A 22,550-nucleotide genomic window follows, 5' to 3' on the forward strand; every position below is an offset into this window, starting at 1 on the left:
TAATCCTCACGCATAGAGACAGTTACGGTTCACCATCGGCGTGTTGCGGACTGCCATTTCAGGGTATCGGGACGCGCCGGTGCCGTCTTCACTTTTATCGATACGACGAGTCGCTTCGTTAGCGAGATCGGCGAATTGGCCGCAAGTTTCGGAAGACTCGGTGTCAGCGGAAGCGTTCGGCCTCGTGCGCGAGACGAACCAGGGTCGCGCACAACGTCGCGATCTCGTCCGGGGAGGCGCCCTCGGTCGCGGCGGTCGCGACGTCCTCGGCTGCACATCGAACCTCGAACATTCGATCCATCACCGCGGTCGCCTCGACGGCGGTCAACACCATCGAATCGGGTGCGATCGACGTGCCCCGGACCGCTGCTCGCTGTTCGTACGCGCGCTGCCGACAGGACTGCCTGCAGTAGCGGCGGCGGCGGCCGATTCCGATGTCGGGGACCTGGCGGCCACACCACACGCACGATTCCGGTCTGCGAGAGGTGCCAGCCACATCGGTCACCCTACTGTGCGACGGCCGGACACGAGGTGCTCCCCTGGGCAGTGGCGTCTGTGTTTGCATTCCACGAGAATTCCCGATCGCGGGTCGGCCGGACAGGGACCCTGGGGGTGGACTTCGACCACCCTCGCCGCCGCACCTGCGCCGAGGTGACGTGCTGTTTCGCGGGCAGCCGACCCGCGAGCGGTGTTCGGTGCGGTCCACCCGACCGAGTAAGATGGAAGAGTTGGGCTTGCGCCGGGCACTGTAACCAGCCGGACGCGGGAACCAATTGGATGCACGTGTCGTTGTAGCTGAGTGGGAACGCTCGGTCCGCCGAACCCGGCGCACTCGCGTGTGAACAAGCTTTTGTGTAGGGCAGCCGAGGAGAGGACACCACCATGGCAGATCGCGTACTTCGAGGGAGCCGGCTCGGAGCGGTGAGCTACGAGACGGACCGCGACCACGACCTGGCCCCCCGACGGATGGCTCGCTACCGCTGCGACAACGGCGAGGAGTTCGACGTCCCGTTCGCGGACGAGGCCGAGATCCCCGGTACGTGGCTGTGCAAGAACGGCCTCGAGGGCACCCTGCTCGAGGGTGCGGCGCCCGAGGTCAAGAAGGTCAAGCCGCCGCGCACGCACTGGGACATGCTGCTCGAGCGTCGCTCGGTGGAGGAGCTCGAGGAGCTGCTCAAGGAGCGCCTCGACCTGCTGAAGACCAAGCGTCGCGGAGCGTAGCGGATCCGGCGTTTGCAGCCTGAGTTCAACTGCTGAATACAGCGCACGATGCCCCGGAGGGTCACCTCCGGGGCATCGTCGCGTCACGGGCTCGCGTCGTCCGTCACGGCGCCGCCGGGTGACTCGACGATCGTGTAGACGGGATCGACCATGCGCACCGGTAGGTCCCCGGACCGCTGCGGGTCCCCGGTGACCCGCAGCAACTGGCCGGTCAAGATGTCCTCCCCGCCGTGGGTCGCGGTGAACCGCACGTCGAGGGTCCCGGTGCTGTCGCCGAGCTCGACCTCGACGGCGGTTCCGTTGCCGGTGGTGTCGTCGCGGATCTCGTGGACGCGACCCTGGACGGTCGCCCGCCGCCCCGCTCTCAAGGTGCCGATCTCGCTGGTCGAGGGCGGGTTCACCGGCCGCTCGTACGTGTCGATCTGCGACAGCTCGTCGCCCGCGATCCGGGCCTGCAGTCCGTCGAATCGCCGAGCGATTCGCTCCTCGAACTCGTCCGGGTAGGCCTGCTGGAGCTGGGACTGGACGTCGAACGGGACGATGGTGGCCGCGGCGTGCGGGATCCGGCTCACGGCCCGAGCGATCTTGTCCGCGGTGCGGTCGTGCAGGAGCCGGCCGAGCAGCGGCGCGTAGCTGCGGCGCGGCAGCAGCACCGTGACGTGGGTGTCCGCGTGTTGCGTCAGCGCCTCGAGCACCACCTGCTGGGTGGCGCGCGGGATCCGCCGGTCGGGGCAGTCGACGATCTTGAGCGAGGTCGTCAGCTGCAGGTGGTCCCATCGGGTGCGCAGGCGCTCGGCATGAGCGGCGTCGATCATGAAGTGCACGGCCGTGAGGCTGTCCGCGCCCAGACCGCGGCCGTAGCGCAGGGCCTCGAGCACCGCGAGGTCGACGGAGTTCACCATCACGAACACCCGGTGCCGCGCGTAGTTGACCTGGTCGGGCCGGTCGGTGCGGAAGGTTTCGAGGATCGCGGCCTCGGCCCGGTACTCGCGGTTGAGCCGGATCAGGACGAACACCAGCACCGGGAACACCACGACCACCAGCCACGCGCCCTCGGTGAACTTGGCGACGGCGAAGATGCCGACCACGACGGTGGACAGCACACCCGCGGACAGGTTGATCGCGAGCTTGTGCCGCCAGCCGGGGTCCTTGTGGGTCAGATGGTGTTTGGTCATGCCGTAGCCGGCCATCGAGAAGCCGGTGAACACCCCGATCGCGTAGAACGGGACCAGCGCGTTGACGGTCCCCCCGGTCCCGACGAGCAGCGCAACCGACAGCACGGCCAGCACGATGATGCCGTTCGAGAACACCAGTCGGTGTCCGCGTTTGGTCAGCTGCCGCGGCAGGAACCGGTCCTCGGCAACGAAGTTCGCCAGCGCGGGGAACCCGTTGAAGCTGGTGTTCGCTCCGGTGAACAGGATGGCGGCGGTGGAGATCTGGACCAGCACGTACAGCAGGTGGCCCGTCACGCCGTCGCCGAAGACCGTGCGTGTCACCTCCGACAACACCGACGGATAGCCCTCCCGGTAGGGCGTCGCGTGGGTGACGTACGCCAGATACGAGACGCCGGCCACCAGGAAACCGAGGATGCAGGCCATGACGGTGAGCACGCGGCGGGCGTTCGGTCCCTCCGGCTTTCGGAAGTAGCTGACGGTGTTCGAGATCGCCTCGACACCGGTCAGTGAGGAACCGCCGTTCGCGAACGCTCGCAGCACCACCAGCACCGTCGCGCCCATCACGAGACCGTTGCCCTGGTGTACCGGCACCGCGCCGACGATGTTCTCCGGGTCGTACTGCGGCAGGCCCCACACCAGCTCCCGGACCACACCGACCACGATGACGAGCGCAATCATGGTCGCGAAGAAGTAGGTGGGGACGGCGAATCGTCGCCCGGCCTCGCGCAGGCCGCGGAGGTTCACGTAGCACATGACGACGACGACCCCGACCGTGATCTCGAGGTGGTAGGGGCCGAGCGCGGGGACGGCGGACGCGACAGCGACGGTGCCCGCGGCCGTCTGCACCGCCACCGTGACGACGTAGTCGATGAGCAGTGCGGCGGCCGCGATCTGGGCCACCCGCGGACCGAAGTTCTCCCGGGCGACGACATACGAACCGCCGGCCCGCGTGTACGCCATCACGACCTGCCGGTAGGACGCGGCCACCAGCACCAGGATCACCAGGATCACGCCGGTGATCGGCAGCAGCAGCGTGAAGGCGGCGAGCCCGGCATAGGGCAGCAGCTCGATCAGGATCTCCTCGGTGCCGTACGCGGACGAGGAGATGGCGTCCGGGGACAGCACGCCCAGGGCGATCGGGTTGGAGAGCCGTTCCGTCTCGAGTTTCTCGGTGGTCAGGGGTTTGCCGAGAAACAGTCGCTTGAACGCGTAGCCGACCGACTCGGGCAGGAGGTCCGGCGGTCTGGTCGATCCGTCCTTCGACGTCACCAGGACATCGTCACCCCGCGAGGTGACCGCGGTAAAGCGGTGCCGCTACTTGCCGAACAGTCCCCGGACCTTGTTCCAGCGGTTGCGCATCCCCCACACGGTGACCTTGAGCAGGGCCTCCCGCACGATGTTGCCGTCCATCTTGGACTCGCCGAACTCGCGTTCGGTGAACGTGATCGGCACCTCGACCATCGTGAAGCCGTGCTGGATCGACCGCCAGGCCAGGTCCACCTGGAAGCAGTAGCCGTGCGACTCGATCGAATCCAGGTCGAGCGCCTCGAGCACCTCGCGGCGGTAGGCGCGGAAGCCGCCGGTGATGTCCTTGATCGAGACTCCGAGCGCGAGCCGCGAGTAGACGTTGCCGCCGCGGGAGAGGATCTCGCGACGCTTGGGCCAGTTCACGACGGCGCCGCCGGGGACGTACCGCGAGCCGGCCACCAGGTCCGCGCCCTCGTCGATCCTGTCGAGGAGCCGGTGCAGTTGCTCGGGTGCGTGACTGCCGTCGGCGTCCATCTCCACCAGCACCCGGTAGTCGCGGTCGAGACCCCAGCGGAACCCGGCCAGGTAGGCGGCGCCGAGACCGTTCTTCTCGGTCCGGTGCATGACGTGGATCCGGCCTGCGGGATCGGTGTCCGCCAGCTTGTCGGCGATCTCGCCGGTGCCGTCCGGGCTGCCGTCGTCGACGACGAGCACGTGGGCGCCGGGCACGGCGCCGTGCAGCCGGCCGATGATCAGCTCGATGTTCTCCCGCTCGTTGTAGGTCGGAATGATCACCAAGGTGTGCGCGCTCGGTGCGTCCTGGTTCGACGTGTTCTCGGTCGGCGTGCCTGGGCTCATCTAGATCCTCTCCGCCAGCCGGGGCTGGTTTCCATCCGCTTCACATCCCACGCCGTCAGTCGAGCGACGCGGCCGACCTGCGTCGCCGCAGCACGGCGACGGCGAGGGCCAGCCCGGCGGCGATGCAGAGCGCGTACTCCGGAATCGGGCCGAGTCGAGTAGCCAGCGTAGTGGAGGTGCGCAGCGGCACCTGCGCCACCAGCGTGGTGGGCGTGAACAGCGACGACGACTGCAGGACCGACCCGTCGGGGCCGACGATCGCGCTGACCCCGGAGGTTGCGGCGACGACGACCGTGCGTTCGTGCTCGACGGCGCGCACCCGCGACATGGCGAGCTGCTGGTACGTCATCTCGGTGTCGCCGAAGGTCGCGTTGTTGGTGGGGACCGCGATCATCTGCGCGCCCGCGCGGACTGCCTCTGTGAGCGCGCGGTCGAAGGCGACCTCGTAGCAGGTCGCGACCGCGATCGGGATTCCGGCGGCGTGCACGACGCCGTTGCCGTTACCGGGCACGAAGTTGCCCGCCTTGTCCGCGTAGGAGGAGAAGTGCCGGAAGAACCCGCGGTACGGCAGGTACTCGCCGAACGGCTGGATGATCTTCTTGTCGTGCCGTTCCTGGGGGCCGTCGACGTCGTCCCAGACGATGACGGAGTTGGTGGTCGTCCCGTCGCCGTTGACCAGGACCGCCCCGACCAGGATCGGTGCCCCGACGGCCCGGGACGCGGCGCCGATCTCGGTGGCGGCGTCGGAATTGCGGAGCGGGTCGATGTCGGAGGCGTTCTCCGGCCAGATCACGACGTCGGGGCGCGGCTGCCGGCCGGCGTCGACGTCGTCGGCCAGTCGCATGGTCTGGCGGACGTGGTTGTCGAGCACGGCGCGGCGCTGCGCGTTGAATTCGAGTCCGAGCCGCGGGACGCCGCCCTGGATCGCGGCGACGGTGATCGTGCGGTCGCCTGCACCGGGATCGGTGGCGTCGGCTGCGGGAACGGTGGGCCAGAGTGCGGCGGCGAACACCGGCGCGGCCAGCGTGACGGCGGCCGCGGGGAGCCAGCGGCGCGGGCTGCGATCACGCACGAGCGCGACGCCGAGCGCGGCCAGTCCGGTGCCGGTCAGCGCGACGGCGAAGCTGAGCAGCGGCGCTCCGCCGATGCTGGCGATCGACAGCAGCCAGCCCTCGGACTGTCCGAATGCCAGTCGGCCCCAGGGGAATCCGCCGAAGGGGACGCTCGATCGCAGCCATTCGGTCAACGACCACGCGCACGCCAGCCACAGTGCCGCGAGCGGCAGTCGGGCGAGGGCGACGACGAGCACACCGAAGAGTCCGACGAACACGGCCTCGGCGGTCGCGAGCGCGAGCCACGGCACCGGCCCGACGTACTCCCCCACCCACGGCAGCAGGGGAACGAGGAAACCGAGGCCGGCGAGGAACCCGTAGCCGAAACCGGCGCGGTAGCGCCGGGCCGGGCCGTCGGCACCCCACCGGGTGAGCACCAGCACCAGCAGCGCGACTCCGACGGGGGCGAGGAACCACAGCGGTCGCGGCGGAAAGCTCACGAACAGCAGCAGGCCGGAGCAGATCGCCGCGACGGCGTCGCGCAGGATCGGCGGCCAGGCGCGGGACCGGGCGGTCTGCTCCGCCGTCGCCGGATCAGCGTGCATAGATGGTGGCCCCGCGGTGCACGGTCGCCAGGCACACGGGCGTCGGTGCGCCCGCTTCCAGGCGTGGCAGCGCCGGCACCCGCGACCGCGGGTCCGTCGACCACCGCTGCACCGTGTCCTTGGGCGCGCTGACCACGAGTTCGCCTGCGTCCCACATCGCGTACGACGCGGGCGCTCCGGGGACCAGGGTGCCCGCGAGTCCGTCTCGGACACCACCCGCCCGCCAGGCGCCGCGGGTGGCGGCGGAGAACGCGGCTCGTGGCGAGAGGCTCTGGCCCTCGGTGTGATGGTCGACGGCGGCGCGCAGCATCGACCACGGGTCGACCGGGGTGACGGGGGCGTCCGAACCGAGGGCGAGCGACACCCCGGCCGAGGCCATCGCGGCGAACGGGTTCATGGTCCGCGCGCGTTCTGCGCCGAGCGCGCGGGCGTAGAGGCCGTCCGGCCCGCCCCACAGCGCGTCGAACGCGGGCTGCACGGCCGCGACGACGCCCCAGCGTCCGAGCGCGGCGGCCTGGTCGGGAGTGATCATCTCGACGTGCTCGAGGCGGTGACCGCACGCGGCCACCTTCGGCCCGCCGAGCTCGGCGACGACCCGTTCGAAGGCCGCGACCACCGCGCCGACTGCGGCGTCGCCGATCACGTGGAAGCCCGCCTGGACGCCGGCAAGGGTGCAGGCGCGCAGGTGCGCGGCGACGGCATCCACGTCGAGGTAGCTGCTGCCGGTGGTGGGCCGGTCGGCGTAGGGCTCGCTGAGCCACGCGGTCCGGGAGCCGATGGCCCCGTCGACGAACAGGTCGCCGCCGAGGGCGTGCGCCCCAGTCTGCGCGAGCAGCGCGGTCGCTTCCTCGGGGCTGGTGACCGCCTCGCCCCAGTAGGCGCGGACCTCCACGCCGTGCGGGTGCGCGAGCAGTTCGGCGAGGTCGTCGCGGCCCGCGATGTCGGGCCCCGCGCATTCGTGGACGGCCGCGACGCCGTGCGCGGCGGCGTGGTCCAGCGCCGCGGCGCGGGCGCGTCGACGCTGGTCGGGGGTGAGCAGATGCCGCGCGGTGGAGCGGACGCGGTGGTGGTCGTCGGCGGTGACCGGGTCCTGGCCGGGCGTGCCGGCGGCCTCCCGCAGCGGGGTCGAGCAGGCCGCGGAGTGGACGTCGATGCGGGAGAGGTACACCGCGCGGCCGGGCGCGACTGTGTCCAGTTCGGCGGTGCTCGGGCCTCGGTCAGAGTCGGTCCAGGCGGTCTCGTCCCAGCCCTGACCCCAGACGACGGCGTCGTCGTGGGTGGCGGCGTACTCCCGGACCAGGTCGAGGCATTCACGCAGCGAACGGGCGGTACTCAGGTCGAGGCCGGTCAGCGCGAGCCCGAGCGCGGTCGTGTGCACGTGGGTGTCTACGAAGGCGGGCGCGACGAACGCGCCGTCGAGCTCGACGATCTCGGCGTCGGGGTGCAGGGCGCGTCCGGGGCGGTCCTCGCCGACCCACACCACGGTGCCGTCGGTCACTGCCATCGAGGTCGCGTCGGGTGCGGTCGGGCTGTAGATCCGGCCACCGACCAACAATTGCGTAGTCACGAGAGGTCAGTCTGCCCGCCCGTGGCGCGGTTGCTCCGCACCGGGATCGGGAAGTATGACCTCGCCCTCAATCGCGAGGAGTTCGCCCGGCCGGTAGTCCTGGCCGGGTGCGCCGAACGGGTCGCCCACGGTCTCGGTGACGATCGTGTCCTCGACCACAACGCCGTCGACGACGGTGTGACGCCGGGTCCGCGCGTACACCCCGGCACCGGCGGTCCCCGCCGCGGTGGCGAGACCGATCTTGCGGCCGCCGAACAGCAGCACCAGCGGCCGCAGGACGCGCCTGGTCGGCGGGATCAGCAGCAGCAGGCCGAGTGCGGAGGTGACCAGGCCGGGGACGATCAGCAGTGCGGTCCCCGCCGCGACGAGCGCGCCGTCGGCGACCGCGCCACCGGCCGACCGGTTTCCGCTTCCAGCCTGGCGGAACTGTTCGAACACCCGGCGGAACTGCGAACGGACCAGCCACGCGCCGACCGCCCAGCCGAGCACGAACAGCAGAATGGTCCAGCCCACGCCGATCGCGTTGCCGACCACGATCACTGCGGCGACCTCGACGACGACGTAGAGCAGGAACAACACCGGGATCATTGCCGATCCTTTCGAGAGGCTCTGTTGCCCCGTTCAACGCGCGGGGCGCCCGATTTTCTCCCGGACGGTTCGGGCACCGCCGGTGGCCGGCCTACGAACCGGGTGTGACCAGGCCGGTCTCGTAGGCGAGCACCACCGCCTGCACGCGGTCCCGCAGCCCGAGCTTGGTGAGAATCCGGCCGACGTGCGTCTTGACCGTCGCCTCCGAGAGGTGCAGTCCGGTGGCGATCTCCGCGTTCGACAGCCCGGTGGCGAGGTGCTCGAGCACCTCTCGCTCGCGGTCTGTGAGAACGTCGAGGACCTCCGGCGCCCGGGCGGGCACGGGGTCCTCGGAGAGGAAGCGGGAGAGCAGTCTGCGCGTCACCTTCGGCGACACGACCGCGTCCCCGGCGGCCACGCTGCGGATCGCCGAGACGAGGTCCTCGGGCGGGGTGTCCTTGAGCAGGAAGCCGCTCGCTCCCGCCCGCAACGCGCCGAGCGCGTGCTCGTCGAGGTCGAACGTTGTCATCACCAGAACCCGGCTGGGGCAGCCGGATTCGATGATCTTCTCGGTGGCCGCGACCCCGTCGACGACGGGCATCCGGACGTCCATCAGCACGACGTCCGGTTCGAGCCTGTGGGCCTCGGTGATCGCCGCGGCGCCGTCCGCGGCCTCACCGACCACCGCGAGGTCCGCGTGTGCGTCGAGCACCATCTTCAAACCCATCCGCATGAGTTCCTGGTCGTCGACGAGCAGCACGGTGATCGGCACGCGAACACCCTAGTCCGCCCGGGACCGCCGGTGGCGGGTGCGAACGCAGTCGATGCCGACCTCGCTGCATCGACTCAGGGAACCGTGCAGGTGCCGAGCCCCGGGGTGACCGGAATCCGGTGTTCGCCGCCGGGTGCGGCCATGCCGACGTCGTTCGCGTCAGATTGCGTCCTTACCCGCCGAGTCCCTCGTTCGGAGCTGGAGCTCGTCGACCTTTTCGCGTAGTGCCGCCTCGGCACCGCGCGCCTCGTGCGCGTCCAGTCGCGAGCGCTCGAGGTCGTCCCGCAGGGTGTCCGCGCGTTCGCGGGCCGCGGTCGCCGCCGCCCGCTCGTGGTCGACGGACTTCTCGAGCCGGGTGATCGTCCCCGCGGCGGTGCCGGCGGCGTGTTCGGCTGCGGCGCGCAGGTCGGCGATGCGCTGCTCGGCCGCGGCGACCACCTGTGTCAGGCGTTGTTCGGCCGCCGCGCCGGCCTGTTCGGCGCGCTGCTCGGAGGTGGCCGCGGACTGCTCGGCGGCCGCGGCGCGTCGTTCGGCCGCTTCGGCGAGGGTCTGCGCCTCGCGGAGCCGGCCGCGCAGGCCGTCGAGTTCCGCTGCCGCGGCGGCCAGTCGGGTGTCGCGGTCCGTCTCGACGGCCGCAGTCCGCTCGGTTGCGGCCGTCAGCTCCTCGGCGTGCGTCTCGTCGAGACTGCGGAGCTCTTCCTGGTGGTCCGCGGCCAGTCGTTCGAGTTCGAGCCGGTGATCCGAGACCGCGGCATCGAGTTCGGCGTCGACCGCGTCGACCGCGGCCTCGGCGTTGGCCCGGTCCTCGACCGCGGCCTCGTGGCGTGCGCGTAGTTCCGCGAGATCCGCCTCGTACTTCGCCTTCGTCTGTGCGAGTTCGACGGTCGCGCGATGCAGTGCCACGTCGAGCGTGTCCGGGTCGCTGAGCTTGTCGACGGCCGCGGTGATCTGCCGGGCGAACACGTTGAACTGCTCGATCGAGGCGGTGGTGACGGTTCGGAGGTCCTCGAGTGTCCGTTCGAGGACCCCGACGGCCTCGCTCGGTGTGGCGGTCGTGAGCGCGTCGAGTTCTCCCTGCTGCTCACGGGCCTTTCGGCGCGACCGGAAGGCCCGGACACGGTCCGCGTCGCTGGCGTACTGACGGGGTCGGCCCGGTCGCGCCCTCGGCTCCTCGGCGGCGCCGGCGTCCTTCGCGTCCTCGGTGTTCACGTGCACTCCCCTGCTCGGCGCTAGTTCTGTCTTTTAGTAACGTTACGTGTCAGGTTACGTTACGTGCGGGGTAATGAAATGATGAATCTTGATCGTCATAATCCCCACTTATCGTGAGTTACCGGCGGAGGAGTATCCGAGTCGGAATCGCGCGCGGAACCGTCTCTGAATAGGGGTGTGAAAAAACGAGACCCCTGACTGGGCGCCACAACGCCCGGGTCCCTTGCGAGGCGATGCCGGGCCACCGATGCTTGTCGTGTGACATTCGGGCGCAAGTTCGCATGTGTGGCCGGGACGGCAGCCGTCGTCTATCGAGCCTGGGTGTGCCCTCGGCTCATGCGTTGGGGCTCGACCGACGAGGAGGTGGCCGGGCCGTATCCCGGTGCCGACCTGATCCCCGACGGCGAGAGGGGCGCGACGATGGCCGTCACGATCGACGCGCCGCCAGTTCAGGTCTGGCCGTGGCTCGTGCAGTTGGGCGGGGATCGTGGGGGGTGGTACTCCTGGGACCGCCTCGACAACGCCGGTCGTCCGAGTGCTCGAAGGGTCCACGCCGAGTGGCAGGACATCGACCTCGGCGACTGTGTGAAGTACTGGACACGCCGCCACGGTCCTGTGGACGCGTGGGAGGTTGTGGCGGTCGAACCGAATCGATTCCTCGGACTGCGTGGGTTGAGCGATCTACGAGGCCGCAGCCTCGATCCCCGGCGGCCACGGCCGTCGTCCTACACGGAAGGGCTCTGGGGCTTCCTGCTGAATGAACTGCCCGGCGGGCGCACACGTCTGGTGATCGGCGGCTATCAAGTCCTCCGCCCCCGATGGCTTGGACGGTTGGTCTCCTACTGGATCTTCCCCCCGGTTGTCTGGATCATGCAGGCGCGAATGATGGCCGTACTCAAGCGAAATGTCGAACGAGCGGCCCGCGGAAGGGCTGGTCAGCTGACGGAACGGGTGCAGTAGACAGCCGTTGGCGTCGTGGATCTCGACGCCGTTGACGGCGTTACCCACACCCACGACAGAGAGGCCGCGATGACATTCGACACCCCCGACGGCACCACCGGCGCGCGCCAGCCCAAGGCCGGACCAGTGTTGCGATGGCTGAACCGCTTCGCCGGCAGGCGAATCCGCAAGGCAGGCACCGCCTTCGGCGGCATGAACGCTCTCGTGCTGACCACCGTCGGCCGCAGAACCGGCACCGAACGCCGCACCCCCGTCGGCTGGTTCCCCGGCGAGGACGGCAGCTGGCTGATCGTCGCCTCCGCCGCCGGCGCACCGAGGAATCCCGCCTGGTACCACAACATCGCCGCCAACCCCGACAAGATTCGCATCGAACTGGCCGGGGAAACCCACGACGTCACCGCCGAACAACTCCACGACGAACAACGCGACCGAGCCTGGATGCAGATCACGACCGCCGCACCACGGTTCGCCGAGTACCAGCGCAAGACAGACCGGCAACTCCCGATCATCCGCCTCACGCCCCGGCAATGACACGCTCGGACCGGTGCACCCGCCGATCCGTATTCACGAGGAGAGGATCGCAATGGCTTTCACCGACGCCGAACTGCACTACCTCGCCGGCCAGCCGCTCGGACGGCTCGCCACCGCTCAACCCGACGGCACTCTGCAGGTCAGCCCTGTCGGATTCCGGTACAACGCTCGCACCGACACCATCGACATCGCCGGACGCAACACGGCGGCCAGCCGCAAATTCCGCAACGTCGCCGACAACGGGCGCGTCGCCGTCGTCGTCGACGACCTGGCCTCGGTCAACCCGTGGCGGCCCCACCGGCTCATCAGCTTCGCCGTCAACGACCCCACCGGTGACGTTCAACGCCTGAAGATCCACAGCCGAGACGTCCGATGACGCCGAATCAGGCGACAGCCCACCGATGCTATTCGGTGTCCGAATGCCCGGCCCTGACTACCAGTCCCTGGAATTGGATGGCGAGCAGGCTGCGGGCGGCGGTCTCGAAGTCGACCGGGAACGCGGCCTGGGCCGACCAGCCGGACGCGGCGGCGACGACGGCGTGCAGCCCGGCGACCAGATAGGACTGGTCCCGTTCGGGCAAGGTGACTTCGAGCGCACCGCTCAGGATTCGCGCCAGCTCGGTCTGATTTCGCCGCCCCTGCCCACGGCACCGCTCGAGTGCCTCGTTCGGCATCGGGTAGCGCAGCAACTCCGAGGACGCCGCGATCAGCCGGGAGAGCAGCGGCCGCTCCGCGAGGGTGGCGGCCACCGTGGCGGCGACCCCATCGATGTCGACGCCGGCGACCACCCCATCGAACGTCGCGTCGAGAACCGGTAGCCACAGGCCGTACTCCGCGTCCATCAGATCGAGGAGCAGTCCTTCGCGCGATCCGAAGTAACGCAACACGTTCGAACTCGCCAAGCCCGCCTCGCGGGAGATCGCCCCCAACGACAGAGTCGTCACATCGGCATCGGCGAGCAGGCGCCTGGTCGCCGCGAGAACAGACTCCATTCGCTGCGCGCGCTGGGCTGGGGTGCGCGCCCTCTGAAACGTCTCGCCGCACACCACATCTCCCTCGTCGATATCTCCCCCGATAATAGAAGACGCTTCTATTATCGGCGAACGCGCATCGAGCGGATGCCACCGAGGTGGGAAGGAAGTCGATCACTGTGGGGCGACAGTTCAGCTATGTACTGGAGAGAAGCGGGCGAGCCGAGGCCGCGGTGATGTTCGATCTGTTGCGTGACGCGGAATCGTGGACGGACTGGGCCGGGTCCCCGATCACCTACGCGGCCTGGCGCGACGGCGCACCCGACGCAGGCGAGGACGTCGTGGGCCGAGTCCGTCTGGTCGGCACCGAACGGTTCCAGACGCCGGAGGAAGTCACCGTCGACGATCGACCCCACGTGCACGGCTATCGGATACTGAGCCGATGGCCCGTGCGCGACTACGAATCCCGGGTGGAGTTCCTTCCTCGGAGCGACGGCACCACCACCGTGCGGTGGTCGGGTGAGTTCATCGAGCGGGTCCCGGGAACGGGATGGCTGTGGCGGCGGTTTCTCGTGCGATTCCTCGGGGGGCTTGCCGACAACCTGGTCCAGGAAGCGCAGCGGCGCGCCCGCACACTCGATTGACCCGCCCGCGCGATCACCGCGGCCACTGCTGTCAACGCGACAGCAAGGCAGCGGCAACGGCAACGGCAACGGCGGTGAGGGTGGCCGACCGGGGCTTCGATCGTGGCATCGAGGAGATGATCGGGGGTCTGCAGGTCCTTGGTCAGCGCGCGCAGACTCCAGCGGGGTTGGACATTGCGGCGTCCGTGCTGGTCGGCAGTGATGCGGGCCGGCCGCCCCTGCGACAATCGTGCAGTCGCCTACCCCCACGGGCGTGGTCCTTCGGCGGTGCGCATCGGGCTGAGAACCCTCACGAAGGAGCAGACGCGCTAGGCCTCCGCGACCTGCTCATAGTGTTCAACCGTCGGGAACGGGTCGTAGAAGTGGTGCAGCAGCCGCCGCCACTCGAGATACTCCGCTGACCGACGGAACCCTTCGGTGTGGTCTTCGAGGGTGTTCCACTCGACGAGCAGGAGGTACGAATCGGGCCGTTCGAGACATCGCGACAGGGTGAGGCGCCGGAACCCGGGCATACCGGAGATGATCCGCTCGGCGTGGCTGAAAGCCGTTTCGAACTCTGCTCCTCGACCGGGCTTCACCTGCAATGGTGCGTGCTCGAGGATCATCGTCAAATGCTAGCCCCCGCAGCCCAACCGCGTGCGCATCTACCCCAGCTCAAATCGTGCTCCAGCTCGGAGGTGGCGACGACGATCGAGGGCTGGTTGCGGCACTGCACCGACGCTGGGATCGAAGCCAATTACGTTGAGACGCCCGGCGCGGCGGTCGTCGGTTTCGCGTTCACCGAACTGCTGGGGTTCAAGCGGCTGCCCCGGTTGCGGGGGCGGTCACAGGCGTGTCGCCGTACGGACGAGGTCGGCGACGGCTTTGGATCTGCTGTGTGGTGGCCAGGCGATGACGGTCGTGACGGCCGGTGCGTCCGGCACCGGCACGATGGCGTGACCGTCGCGCAGCTGGGCCCGGAGCGACTCGGGCATCACCGCGCAGGCCCTTCCGAGCCTGATCAGCTGGGTCAACTGGGTATGGTCGCGAACCTGCGGGCCGGGGCCGTCCGGATAGCTTCCATCCCGTCGAGGCCAGCGCGGCAGGGGCAGGTCCGTCAGAGCCTTGACCTCGGCCATCGACATGTGGGGTCGGTTGGCGAGAGGGTGCCCCGCAGGCAGGACCACGACCTGCTGTTCGGTGTGCAGGTCCTCGGTGTCGAATCCGGCCGTCGTGTCGTAGGGCCGGTGGAGCAGAGCAACGTCGGCACTCCCGTTGCGTAGCATGCTTTCCGGTTCGCCGGGCCCGCACAGCACCACCTCGACTGCGACAGCGCATGGGTCGGCGGCGTAGGCGTCCAGCAGCTTCGACAACAGTTCGCTCGACGCTCCTGCCTTGATGGTCAGCACCACAGCGGGCCGGTCGGCAGCGGCGCGGCGGGTGCGGCGCTCGGCGGCTTCGACCGCTTCGAGGGCGACCCGAGCCTCCCGCAGAAGCACCGACCCGGCCTCGGTCAACGTGATTGCGCGAGAACTGCGGTGCAGCAGAACGACTCCGAGCCGCCGTTCCAGCTGCTGGATCGCCCGCGACAGCGGTGGTTGCGCCATCGCGAGCCGTTCTGCCGCCCGCCCGAAGTGCAACTCCTCGGCGACGGCGACAAAATATCGCAACTCCCGCGTCTCCACCGTGGGATCGTATCCGGCGCCGACCACGACCAATACCCGTGCGGTATCGCCGCCCACCCAATCGGTCTTGGAAGCCCCACACCAGTCCGCAGCATGATCGACGGCATGAGTGAACAGACGATCGCGCTGGTGACCGGCGCGAACAAGGGAATTGGATACGAGATCGCGGCGGGCCTGGGCGCCCTTGGCTGGCGAGTCGGTGTGGGCGCACGGGATCAACGACGCCGCGAGACCGCGGTGGAGAAGTTGCGCGCGGCCGGGACCGATGCGTTCGGCGTGCCGCTCGACGTGGACGACGACGCGAGTGTCGCCGCCGCGGCCGAGCTGATCGCCGACTATGCCGGCGGGCTCGACGTCCTGGTCAACAACGCCGCGATCACCGGCGGCGTGCCACAGACACCCACCACGGTTGATCCCGCGACCGTGCGAGCTGTCGTGGAAACCAACGTGATCGGCGTCATCCGGGTCACCAACGCGATGCTCCCCATGCTGCGCGGCTCGGCATCACCGCGAATCGTCAACATGTCCAGCAGCGTGGGCTCGGTCGCCCTGCAAACCACGCCCGGCATCGACATGGGGCGTGTTCCCACTGCGTACCTGGCGTCGAAGACCTTCCTCAACGCCGTCACGATCCAGTACGTCAAGGAACTGAGCGACACCACCATCCTGATCAACTCCGGCTGCCCCGGTTTCACCGCCACCGACCTCAACGGCTTCCAAGGCGTCCGCACACCACAACAGGGAGCGGCGATCGCGATCAGCCTCGCGACCCTGCCCGACGACGGACCGACCGGCGGATTCTTCGACGACGCCGGCACAGTGCCCTGGTGACGGGCACACCGGTGCGAACAATTCCCTTACTCGATGTCAGCCGCGCATCGCGCGCCGGAGGAGAAGCACGACAAGGACAAAGGCCCGGTACGAGCGGGCGGCCGTTCGTGTATTCGGGACTGCCTCGAATCGACCTCGCGGGCGAATTGCCGAAAACGTGACGGACCTGACAAGTCACCAGCGCGCGTGGCGTGCCCCTCATCTTTCCACGAAGCAAAGTGATGGCTACCAACCCCCGGGTAAACACTGACGTTGCGTACGTACAGGATTCGCCATTGCGGATCGAGCCCTGTTTCGCCGTAATCGATGGGAGATCCGACGTGATTGCCGCACTCGACCAACCCCTTCACCGACCGCCCGGGCTGGAGGCGTGCTCGGCGCCGCACGTCCCTCGGAAGCCGGCTCTGTCACCGAGGGAGATCGAGGTGCTGCTGGGGTGGCTGCGCCGCGATTCCAAGAACGCCGTTGCCGTGGACCTGTTCCTGTCCGTGGGCACTGTCAACACTCACCTCGCGCGCATCCGCGCGAAGTACCGCCAGGTCGGCCGGCCGGCAACGACGAAGGCCGCGCTCGTCGCGCGGGCTGTGCAGGACGGCATGATCTCACTCGACGAATTGTGAGCCCTCGAGGGCAGGACCGATATCTTCGTCAAGCCCCCACCGGGGCAAGGGAAGTCTGACGGGCAGTCCACTCCTGCGCCGAGCATCCCGTGACAAGCCGAGCGGCGGGCGGCGCGACACCGCGCGGGCCGCCCGCGGGAGACACCGTCGGCCGCGGTTCGCTGACGTATCTTCTGTTGTGTGGCGGCCGAACTCGAATCCCTCATCGCCGACGACGCCGCGCACGGGGCCCTCGCGGTCCCGGCCGACGCGGCGGCGGCCATGCACCGGCTGCGCGTCGAGTCCGTCTCCCCCAACACCCGGGCCGCGCAACTGAGTGACTGGACGTGCTTCACCCGCTGGTGCGACCGCGTGGGACGGGCTCCGCTACCCGCCTCCCCCGACCTGGTCGGCTGGTTCCTGACCGAGAAGTCCTCGGAGGTCCGCCTGGACGGCCGGCCCTCCTACGCTCCGGCGACGATGACGCGGTGGGTCGCCTCGATCAACAAGATCCATTCGCTCGCCGGACATCCCAAGCCCGGACAGTCCCCCGCCGTGCGCGAGATCCTGCGCGGCATCGCCCGCACCCGGGCCACGCCGCCGGTCCGGCGCGAACCGCTGTTGACCGCCGACGTGCGCGCCATCGTCGAGTCCATGCGCGTCCGGTCGTCGCGCGGCACCTGGGCGGATCGCGCTGCCGAACGCCGGGACACCGCGCTGCTGCTGATCGGCCTGACCGGCGCGATGCGTCGGTCCGAGCTGTCGGCGCTCGCCGTCGGCGACGTCGTCCCGCACCGCGCGGACGGACTGTACGTGACGATCCGCAGGTCGAAGACCGACCAGGCCGCGGCCGGGCGCACGGTCACGCTCCCCTACGGGCAGGCCGAGATCACCTGCCCGGTGTGCGCCTACTGGCGGTGGCGAGAGGTGTTGGACGCGTGGGACCGTGACGGCAAACCCGCCGTCGGCGCGCTGCTCGCGGAGCCGGACACCGACCCGCTCGAGCACTGCTGCCGTGGCGTACGCGGGCGCCCCGAGGCGGTGGTCCGGCCGTTGTTCCGGCCCGTGCACCGCACCGGCGCCTTGGGCGCGAAAGCGGTGTCCGGACAGGCCATCGCGTCGATGATCCAGCGCCGCGCGGTCGGTGCCGGGTACGCAGAGGAGTTCGTGGCCCTGCTCGGCGGGCACAGTCTCCGCGCCGGATTCGTCACCCAGGCGGTCCGCAACGACGCCAGCGCGGAACAGATCATGACCCAGAGCGGGCACACCGACCAGCGGATGATCGCGATCTACTCACGGCAGCACGCGGGCCTGCACGGCAACGCGGTCACCGCGCTGGGGCTCTGACAAGCAGGCCTCCGACCCGCCGGTCTCAGTCCTCCAGGACGAGCGGCAGCTGCGCGCGGACCCGCCAACTGCCGTCCGGCCGCCGACCTGTCTCGAGGTTGCCCTGCAGCACCGCGACCCGCTCGCGCATGCCGACCAGTCCGTTCCCCGAGCCCTGGGTGAACGTGCTCGAGCCGGCGCCGTTGTCGGTGACCTCCACCAGCACGTCGTCGTCGCGGCGGCGCACCGAGACCCATGCGCGTGGTGTCGGTCCGGCGTGCCGCAGCACGTTGGTGAGCGATTCCTGCACCACCCGGTGAATGCCGAGGCTGACGGCGGGCCGGATGTCGTCGAGCTCGCCGGTCATCTCGAGTTCCACCGCGAGGCCCGCGTCGCGCATCATGTCGACGACCTTCGCGAGACCGGCGGTACCGTGCTGCGGCATCTCCGCCGGGGTCTGCTCAGTGCGCAACAGGGCCACCGTGCGCCGGAGCTCGGCGAGGGCCTGGCGACCGGTGGACGAGATGTTACGCAGGGCCTTCTGCGCGGTCTCGGGGTTTCCGGGCAACGAGTACGAGCCGCCGTCCGCCTGCACGATCATCACGCTCACCGCGTGTGCGACGACGTCGTGCAGTTCGCGTGCGATGCGGGTGCGTTCGCTCGCCACCGCCTCCTCGGCGCGTCGGTCGCGGTCGTACTCGGCGACCGTCAGGCGCGCGGCGACCTCCTCGTCGTAGAGGCGGCGCGCACCGAGGAACTCCGCGGTGATCCAGGCCAGCGCGTAGACGAGCGCGATGAACGCTGTCGTCGTGAGCACCTCCTGGTGCAGCAGCCAGATCGACAACGCGGAATCGACGACCAGACCGACGAGGTAGATCGCCGCGGGGCGCCTCCCGACGTACGCGACCAGCGTGTAGAGCATCACGATCAGGCCGAGCTGACCGGGATGGGTGACACGGTCGTCGCCCACCCACGCCCCGACCGTGGTGGCGAGCAGGGAGGCGCCGAGCGCCGTGACCGCGGCGAGGACGGTGAGCCGCCTGCGGAACGCGATCGGCAGGCTCAGCAGCAGACCGAGAAGCACGAACAGCCAGGGCGACTGGCTGCCCGGGGCGGACACGCACTCGAGCACGAAGAAGAGAGCGGCCAGCATCGAGTCCGCGACGAAAGGCTTGCCGCGCAGCCACAGGCTGAACCTCTGCATGACCGCCAGCCTAGAAGGTGAGCCCGGGGTCGCGATGCGACGTGGCGATCCGGTACTCGGCTAGGTTGACCGGGTGGGTACACGCGACGTCGATCCGGAATTCCTGGCCCTGCCCCTGCCGGCACTTGCCGACGCGGCACTGTCCACCGCACGCGCCGCGGGGGCCCAGCACGCGGACCTGCGCGTGCACAGGCTGCGCACGCAGTCGCTGCGGCTGCGTGACGGCATCGTGCAGTCCGCGGTGGACGGCGACGAGCTCGGCCTGGCCGTGCGGGTGGTGGTCGACGGCACCTGGGGCTTCGCCTCGAACGCGGAGCTGAGCTCCGAGTCGGCCGCCCGGACCGCCCGGCAGGCGGTCGAGGTGGCGCGGGCACTGCGGGCGCTCAACCGCGAGCGGGTCGAGCTGGCGGACGAACCGGTCTACCGCGACGCGACGTGGGTCTCGGACTACGACCTGGACCCGTTCGCGGTGCCCACGGCGCAGAAGGTGGAGTTGCTCACCGACTACTCCGGCCGGCTGTCCGCAGCGGACGGCGTCGACCACGTCACCGCGAGTGTGCTGCAGGTCAAGGAGCAGACCTACTACGCGGACCTGGCGGGCTCGCGGATCACCCAGCAGCGGGTGCGGTTGCATCCGGAGCTCGAAGCGGTCTCGGTCGATGCCGCGGCCGGCGGGTTCGAGACGATGCGCACCCTGGCCCCGCCGGTCGGGCGCGGCTGGGAGTATCTCGCCGGGGCGAGCGCCGCGACGGGGAGTGTCACGGCGAACGGCGGCTGGGACTGGAACGGCGAGCTGGCCCGAATCCCCGAGTGGCTGGCGGAGAAGTCGAAGGCGCCGTCGGTCACCGCGGGTCCGACCGACCTGGTGATCGACCCGACCAACCTGTGGCTCACGATTCACGAGTCCATCGGGCACGCCACCGAGTACGACCGCGCCATCGGCTACGAGGCGGCCTACGCGGGCACCTCGTTCGCGACACCCGACAAGCTGGGCACGCTGCGCTACGGCACCCCGGCCATGCACGTCACTGCCGACCGCACCGAGGAGCACGGGCTCGCCAGCACGGGATACGACGACGACGGCGTCGCCGCGCAGCGCTGGGACCTGGTCCGCGACGGCACCCTGGTGGGCTATCAGCTCGACCGGGTCTTCGCGCCGCGGCTCGGCCTCGACCGGTCGAACGGGTGCTCGTACGCGGACTCCCCGCACCACGTGCCCATCCAACGGATGGCGAACGTGTCGCTGCAACCGGACCCGGAGTCCGACGTCTCGACGGACGAGCTGATCTCGCGGGTGCAGGACGGCATCTACGTGGTCGGCGACAAGAGCTGGTCGATCGACATGCAGCGCTACAACTTCCAGTTCACCGGCCAGCGGTTCTACCGGATCCGCGACGGCAGGCTCGACGGCCAGCTGCGCGACGTCGCCTACCAGGCGACCACCACCGACTTCTGGGGCTCGATGGAGGCGGTCGGCGGTCCGTCGACCTGGCGGCTCGGCGGCGCGTTCAATTGCGGTAAGGCACAACCCGGTCAGGTGGCGGCGGTCAGCCACGGCTGCCCGTCCGCGCTCTTCCGCGGGGTGAACGTGCTCAACACACGAATGGAGGGCGGGCTGTGATCGCGGCGCAGGAACTGGTCGAGCGCGCACTGACGCTGCGTACGGTCGACGAGTCGATGGTGATCGTCACCGATGCGGGCGAGGCCTCGCTGCGGTGGGCGGGAAACTCCATGACCACCAACGGTGTATCCACGTCACGGTCGTGGACGGTGATCTCGATCGTGCGGGACGGCGCGGGTGCGCGGGTCGGCACCGTGAGCTCGAGCAGCGTCGACCCGGAGGAGATCGCGGCGGTCGTCCGAGCCAGCGAGGAGGCCGCGAGGTCCGCGCGACCGGCCGAGGACGCCACGGACCTGATCGCCGGGACCGGCGATACCGGGGCCGGCTGGGACCAGCCGCCCGCCGAGACCGATATCGGCGTGTTCGGCACGCTGGCAGGTGATCTCGCCGCCGGATTCGACGGTGCCGACCAGCTGTACGGCTTCGCACATCACCAGCTCCACAGCACCTGGCTCGGAACCTCCGCGGGGGTCCGTCGGCGGTTCACCCAGCCGACCGGGTCGGTGGAGATCAACGGCAAGCGCGGGGACGCCAGCGCCTGGGTCGGCGCGGGCACCCGCGACTTCGGCGAGGTGTCCGTTCCGACCCTGCTGGCGCAGTTGAGCGCCCGACTGGACTGGGCCGGCCGCACGGTCGACCTGCCGGCCGGGCGGTACGAGACGCTGCTGCCGCCGTCGGCGGTGGCCGACCTGATGATCTACCTGATGTGGACGATGGAGGGTCGCGGCGCGCAGGAGGGCCACACCGCGTTGTCGCGGGCCGGCGGCACCCGCGTCGGGGAACGCCTGACTGACATTCCGCTCACCCTGTATTCGGATCCGGCGGCGCCGGGCCTCGAGTACGCGCCGTTCGTGGCGACCGCCGCGTCCAGCGAGACGCTCTCGGTGTTCGACAACGGAATGGCCGCGGACCGGGTGGACTGGGTGCGCGACGGGACCGTCAACGCGTTGGCCTATCCGCGGCACGCGGCCCGGGAATTCGACGCGCCGGTCGCGGTGCCCGGCGACAACCTGCTGCTCACCGGCGGCGGCGGGGCGTCGATCGAGGACATGGTCGCGCGCACCGAACGAGGTCTGCTGCTGACCACGCTCTGGTACATCCGCGAGGTGGATCCGGCGACGCTGCTGCTCACCGGGCTGACCCGGGACGGGGTCTACCTGGTCGAGGACGGTCGGGTCGCCGGCGCAGTGAACAACTTCCGGTTCAACGAGAGCCCGCTGGACCTGCTGCGCCGGGTCACCGAGGCCGGCGCGACGGAGCAGACCTTGCCGCGGGAGTGGAAGGACTGGTTCACCCGGACGGCGATGCCGCCGTTGCGGATCCCCGACTTCCACATGTCCTCGGTGAGCGCGGCCCGATGACGGCCCCGGGACTCGATCCGTCGGTGCGGTGCCCCTGCGGCAGCGGTGAGACCTACGGGTCGTGTTGCGGTCGCTTCCACTCCGGGGAGGCCACGGCGCCGACCGCGGAACGGCTGATGCGCTCGCGGTACTCGGCCTTCGCGGTCGGGGACGTCGACTACCTGCTGCGCACCTGGCATCCCGGCACCCGGCCGGACCGGCTGGAACTCGATCCGAGCCAGCGGTGGCTCCGGCTCGACGTGCTCGCGACCACCGGCGGCGGCATGTTCGACGCCGCCGGCACCGTCGAGTTCGTCGCGTACTTCCGCGAGTCCGGGATCCGGGACTCCCTGCACGAGAACAGTCGGTTCGTGCGTGAGGACGGGCAGTGGCTCTACGTGGACGCGCTCGCGTGAGCGCACGAAATCTCACAGAGTCCTTACTTCCTCGCAACTGAACCACAAATTCTCGTCCCTAGTCTTTTGGTACGAGCTTTTCGGAGAATCGAATTCTCTTGGAGAGCAAGAAGTTCCGAGAGACCAGGAGGCGTCATGTCGGGTATTCGGATGATCGGCCGGGATCGCC

At 69.7% G+C, this 22,550-nt stretch carries 22 protein-coding genes and 2 pseudogenes; 12 read left to right on the plus strand and 12 right to left on the minus strand.

The genetic code is table 11. The features are described from left to right. Nucleotides 1–163: 163 nt before the first annotated feature. A complete protein-coding gene (locus tag ACFXGJ_RS00730; protein ID WP_378615435.1) occupies nt 164–496 on the minus strand; it encodes a hypothetical protein in 333 nt (110 codons plus the stop codon). A 386-nt stretch (nt 497–882) separates the two neighbouring features. Here ACFXGJ_RS00730 and ACFXGJ_RS00735 point away from each other — a divergent pair, with 386 nt between their 5' ends. Further along, nucleotides 883–1,221, plus strand: a complete 339-nt coding sequence (locus ACFXGJ_RS00735; RefSeq protein ID WP_142100533.1) for an RNA polymerase-binding protein RbpA — start codon at nt 883–885, stop codon at nt 1,219–1,221. A gap of 83 nt (nt 1,222–1,304) precedes the next feature. Here the strand turns inward: ACFXGJ_RS00735 and ACFXGJ_RS00740 are convergent, their stop codons facing one another. From ACFXGJ_RS00740 to ACFXGJ_RS00770, 7 genes are all read right to left on the minus strand, one after another. Further along, nucleotides 1,305–3,665: an amino acid permease gene (locus tag ACFXGJ_RS00740; protein WP_378615437.1), complete on the minus strand. Its 2,361-nt coding sequence runs from the start codon at nt 3,663–3,665 to the stop codon at nt 1,305–1,307. A 45-nt stretch (nt 3,666–3,710) separates the two neighbouring features. After that, nucleotides 3,711–4,502 carry a polyprenol monophosphomannose synthase gene (locus tag ACFXGJ_RS00745; protein ID WP_378615439.1) on the minus strand — a complete coding sequence of 264 codons (792 nt, stop codon included), beginning with the start codon at nt 4,500–4,502 and terminating at the stop codon, nt 3,711–3,713. A 55-nt stretch (nt 4,503–4,557) separates the two neighbouring features. Then, entirely contained in the window at nt 4,558–6,159 is a 1,602-nt protein-coding gene (lnt, locus tag ACFXGJ_RS00750) for an apolipoprotein N-acyltransferase (RefSeq protein ID WP_378615441.1), read from the minus strand. Continuing rightward, nucleotides 6,149–7,726, minus strand: a complete 1,578-nt coding sequence (locus ACFXGJ_RS00755; protein ID WP_378615443.1) for an amidohydrolase — start codon at nt 7,724–7,726, stop codon at nt 6,149–6,151. The genes lnt and ACFXGJ_RS00755 overlap by 11 nt, the downstream gene beginning before the upstream one ends. A 6-nt stretch (nt 7,727–7,732) precedes the next feature. Further along, a complete protein-coding gene (locus ACFXGJ_RS00760; RefSeq protein WP_378615445.1) occupies nt 7,733–8,314 on the minus strand; it encodes an FxsA family protein in 582 nt (193 codons plus the stop codon). A 91-nt stretch (nt 8,315–8,405) separates the two neighbouring features. Continuing rightward, the gene (locus tag ACFXGJ_RS00765; protein WP_378615447.1) at nt 8,406–9,065 is read right to left on the minus strand and encodes a response regulator; all 660 of its coding nucleotides are present in this window, start codon (nt 9,063–9,065) and stop codon (nt 8,406–8,408) included. 159 nt (nt 9,066–9,224) lie between these two features. After that, entirely contained in the window at nt 9,225–10,274 is a 1,050-nt protein-coding gene (locus ACFXGJ_RS00770) for a hypothetical protein (protein WP_378615449.1), read from the minus strand. Nucleotides 10,275–10,610: 336 nt separating this feature from the next. Between ACFXGJ_RS00770 and ACFXGJ_RS00775 the strand changes: the two genes are divergently transcribed. The 3 genes from ACFXGJ_RS00775 to ACFXGJ_RS00785 all read left to right on the plus strand — a co-directional run bounded on the left by ACFXGJ_RS00775 (nt 10,611) and on the right by ACFXGJ_RS00785 (nt 12,141). Then, nucleotides 10,611–11,234 carry a hypothetical protein gene (locus tag ACFXGJ_RS00775; protein ID WP_378615451.1) on the plus strand — a complete coding sequence of 208 codons (624 nt, stop codon included), beginning with the start codon at nt 10,611–10,613 and terminating at the stop codon, nt 11,232–11,234. A 69-nt stretch (nt 11,235–11,303) separates the two neighbouring features. Beyond that, complete coding sequence (locus ACFXGJ_RS00780) at nt 11,304–11,765, plus strand: nitroreductase/quinone reductase family protein (protein ID WP_378615453.1); 462 nt, start codon at nt 11,304–11,306, stop codon at nt 11,763–11,765. Between the two features lie 52 nt (nt 11,766–11,817). After that, nucleotides 11,818–12,141, plus strand: a complete 324-nt coding sequence (locus tag ACFXGJ_RS00785; protein WP_378615455.1) for a PPOX class F420-dependent oxidoreductase — start codon at nt 11,818–11,820, stop codon at nt 12,139–12,141. Nucleotides 12,142–12,169: 28 nt separating this feature from the next. Here the strand turns inward: ACFXGJ_RS00785 and ACFXGJ_RS00790 are convergent, their stop codons facing one another. Further along, a complete protein-coding gene (locus ACFXGJ_RS00790; protein WP_378615458.1) occupies nt 12,170–12,757 on the minus strand; it encodes a TetR/AcrR family transcriptional regulator in 588 nt (195 codons plus the stop codon). Between the two features lie 158 nt (nt 12,758–12,915). Here ACFXGJ_RS00790 and ACFXGJ_RS00795 point away from each other — a divergent pair, with 158 nt between their 5' ends. Then, complete coding sequence (locus ACFXGJ_RS00795; protein WP_378615460.1) at nt 12,916–13,380, plus strand: SRPBCC family protein; 465 nt, start codon at nt 12,916–12,918, stop codon at nt 13,378–13,380. A gap of 308 nt (nt 13,381–13,688) precedes the next feature. Here ACFXGJ_RS00795 and ACFXGJ_RS00800 read toward each other — a convergent pair whose 3' ends face one another. Beyond that, complete coding sequence (locus tag ACFXGJ_RS00800) at nt 13,689–13,985, minus strand: antibiotic biosynthesis monooxygenase family protein (protein WP_378615462.1); 297 nt, start codon at nt 13,983–13,985, stop codon at nt 13,689–13,691. A gap of 45 nt (nt 13,986–14,030) precedes the next feature. Between ACFXGJ_RS00800 and ACFXGJ_RS00805 the strand changes: the two are divergent. Continuing rightward, nucleotides 14,031–14,198 (plus strand): annotated as a pseudogene (locus ACFXGJ_RS00805) (Tn3 family transposase); the annotation flags it as partial. A 6-nt stretch (nt 14,199–14,204) separates the two neighbouring features. Here the strand turns inward: ACFXGJ_RS00805 and ACFXGJ_RS00810 are convergent. Next, nucleotides 14,205–14,999, minus strand: coding sequence for a LysR family transcriptional regulator (locus ACFXGJ_RS00810; RefSeq protein ID WP_378615464.1), 795 nt, complete (start codon nt 14,997–14,999; stop codon nt 14,205–14,207). On the opposite strand from ACFXGJ_RS00810, the gene ACFXGJ_RS00815 reads away from it, so the two are divergent. From ACFXGJ_RS00815 to ACFXGJ_RS00825, 3 genes and pseudogenes are all read left to right on the plus strand, one after another. Next, entirely contained in the window at nt 14,898–15,875 is a 978-nt protein-coding gene (locus tag ACFXGJ_RS00815) for an SDR family NAD(P)-dependent oxidoreductase (RefSeq protein ID WP_378615466.1), read from the plus strand. The two genes, ACFXGJ_RS00810 and ACFXGJ_RS00815, sit on opposite strands and share 102 nt — an antisense overlap. A gap of 395 nt (nt 15,876–16,270) precedes the next feature. After that, a pseudogene (locus ACFXGJ_RS00820) lies at nt 16,271–16,495 on the plus strand (LuxR C-terminal-related transcriptional regulator); the annotation flags it as partial. Nucleotides 16,496–16,675: 180 nt separating this feature from the next. Next, complete coding sequence (locus tag ACFXGJ_RS00825) at nt 16,676–17,821, plus strand: integrase (RefSeq protein WP_378615468.1); 1,146 nt, start codon at nt 16,676–16,678, stop codon at nt 17,819–17,821. Nucleotides 17,822–17,846: 25 nt separating this feature from the next. Here the strand turns inward: ACFXGJ_RS00825 and ACFXGJ_RS00830 are convergent, their stop codons facing one another. After that, entirely contained in the window at nt 17,847–19,004 is a 1,158-nt protein-coding gene (locus ACFXGJ_RS00830) for a sensor histidine kinase (RefSeq protein ID WP_378615470.1), read from the minus strand. Nucleotides 19,005–19,077: 73 nt separating this feature from the next. On the opposite strand from ACFXGJ_RS00830, the gene ACFXGJ_RS00835 reads away from it, so the two are divergent. The 3 genes from ACFXGJ_RS00835 to ACFXGJ_RS00845 are packed head-to-tail and all read left to right on the plus strand — an operon-like array spanning nt 19,078 to nt 22,381. Further along, nucleotides 19,078–20,625, plus strand: coding sequence for a TldD/PmbA family protein (locus tag ACFXGJ_RS00835; RefSeq protein WP_378615472.1), 1,548 nt, complete (start codon nt 19,078–19,080; stop codon nt 20,623–20,625). Further along, on the plus strand, nt 20,622–21,986 hold the full coding sequence (locus tag ACFXGJ_RS00840) for a metallopeptidase TldD-related protein (protein WP_378615474.1): 1,365 nt from the start codon (nt 20,622–20,624) through the stop codon (nt 21,984–21,986). The genes ACFXGJ_RS00835 and ACFXGJ_RS00840 overlap by 4 nt, the downstream gene beginning before the upstream one ends. Continuing rightward, on the plus strand, nt 21,983–22,381 hold the full coding sequence (locus ACFXGJ_RS00845; RefSeq protein WP_378615476.1) for a YchJ family protein: 399 nt from the start codon (nt 21,983–21,985) through the stop codon (nt 22,379–22,381). Before ACFXGJ_RS00840 ends, ACFXGJ_RS00845 begins: the two co-directional genes overlap by 4 nt. Nucleotides 22,382–22,550: the final 169 nt, after the last annotated feature.

The organism is Rhodococcus sp. NPDC059234 (genome assembly GCF_042754225.1).
Lineage (GTDB): Bacteria > Actinomycetota > Actinomycetes > Mycobacteriales > Mycobacteriaceae > Rhodococcus_G.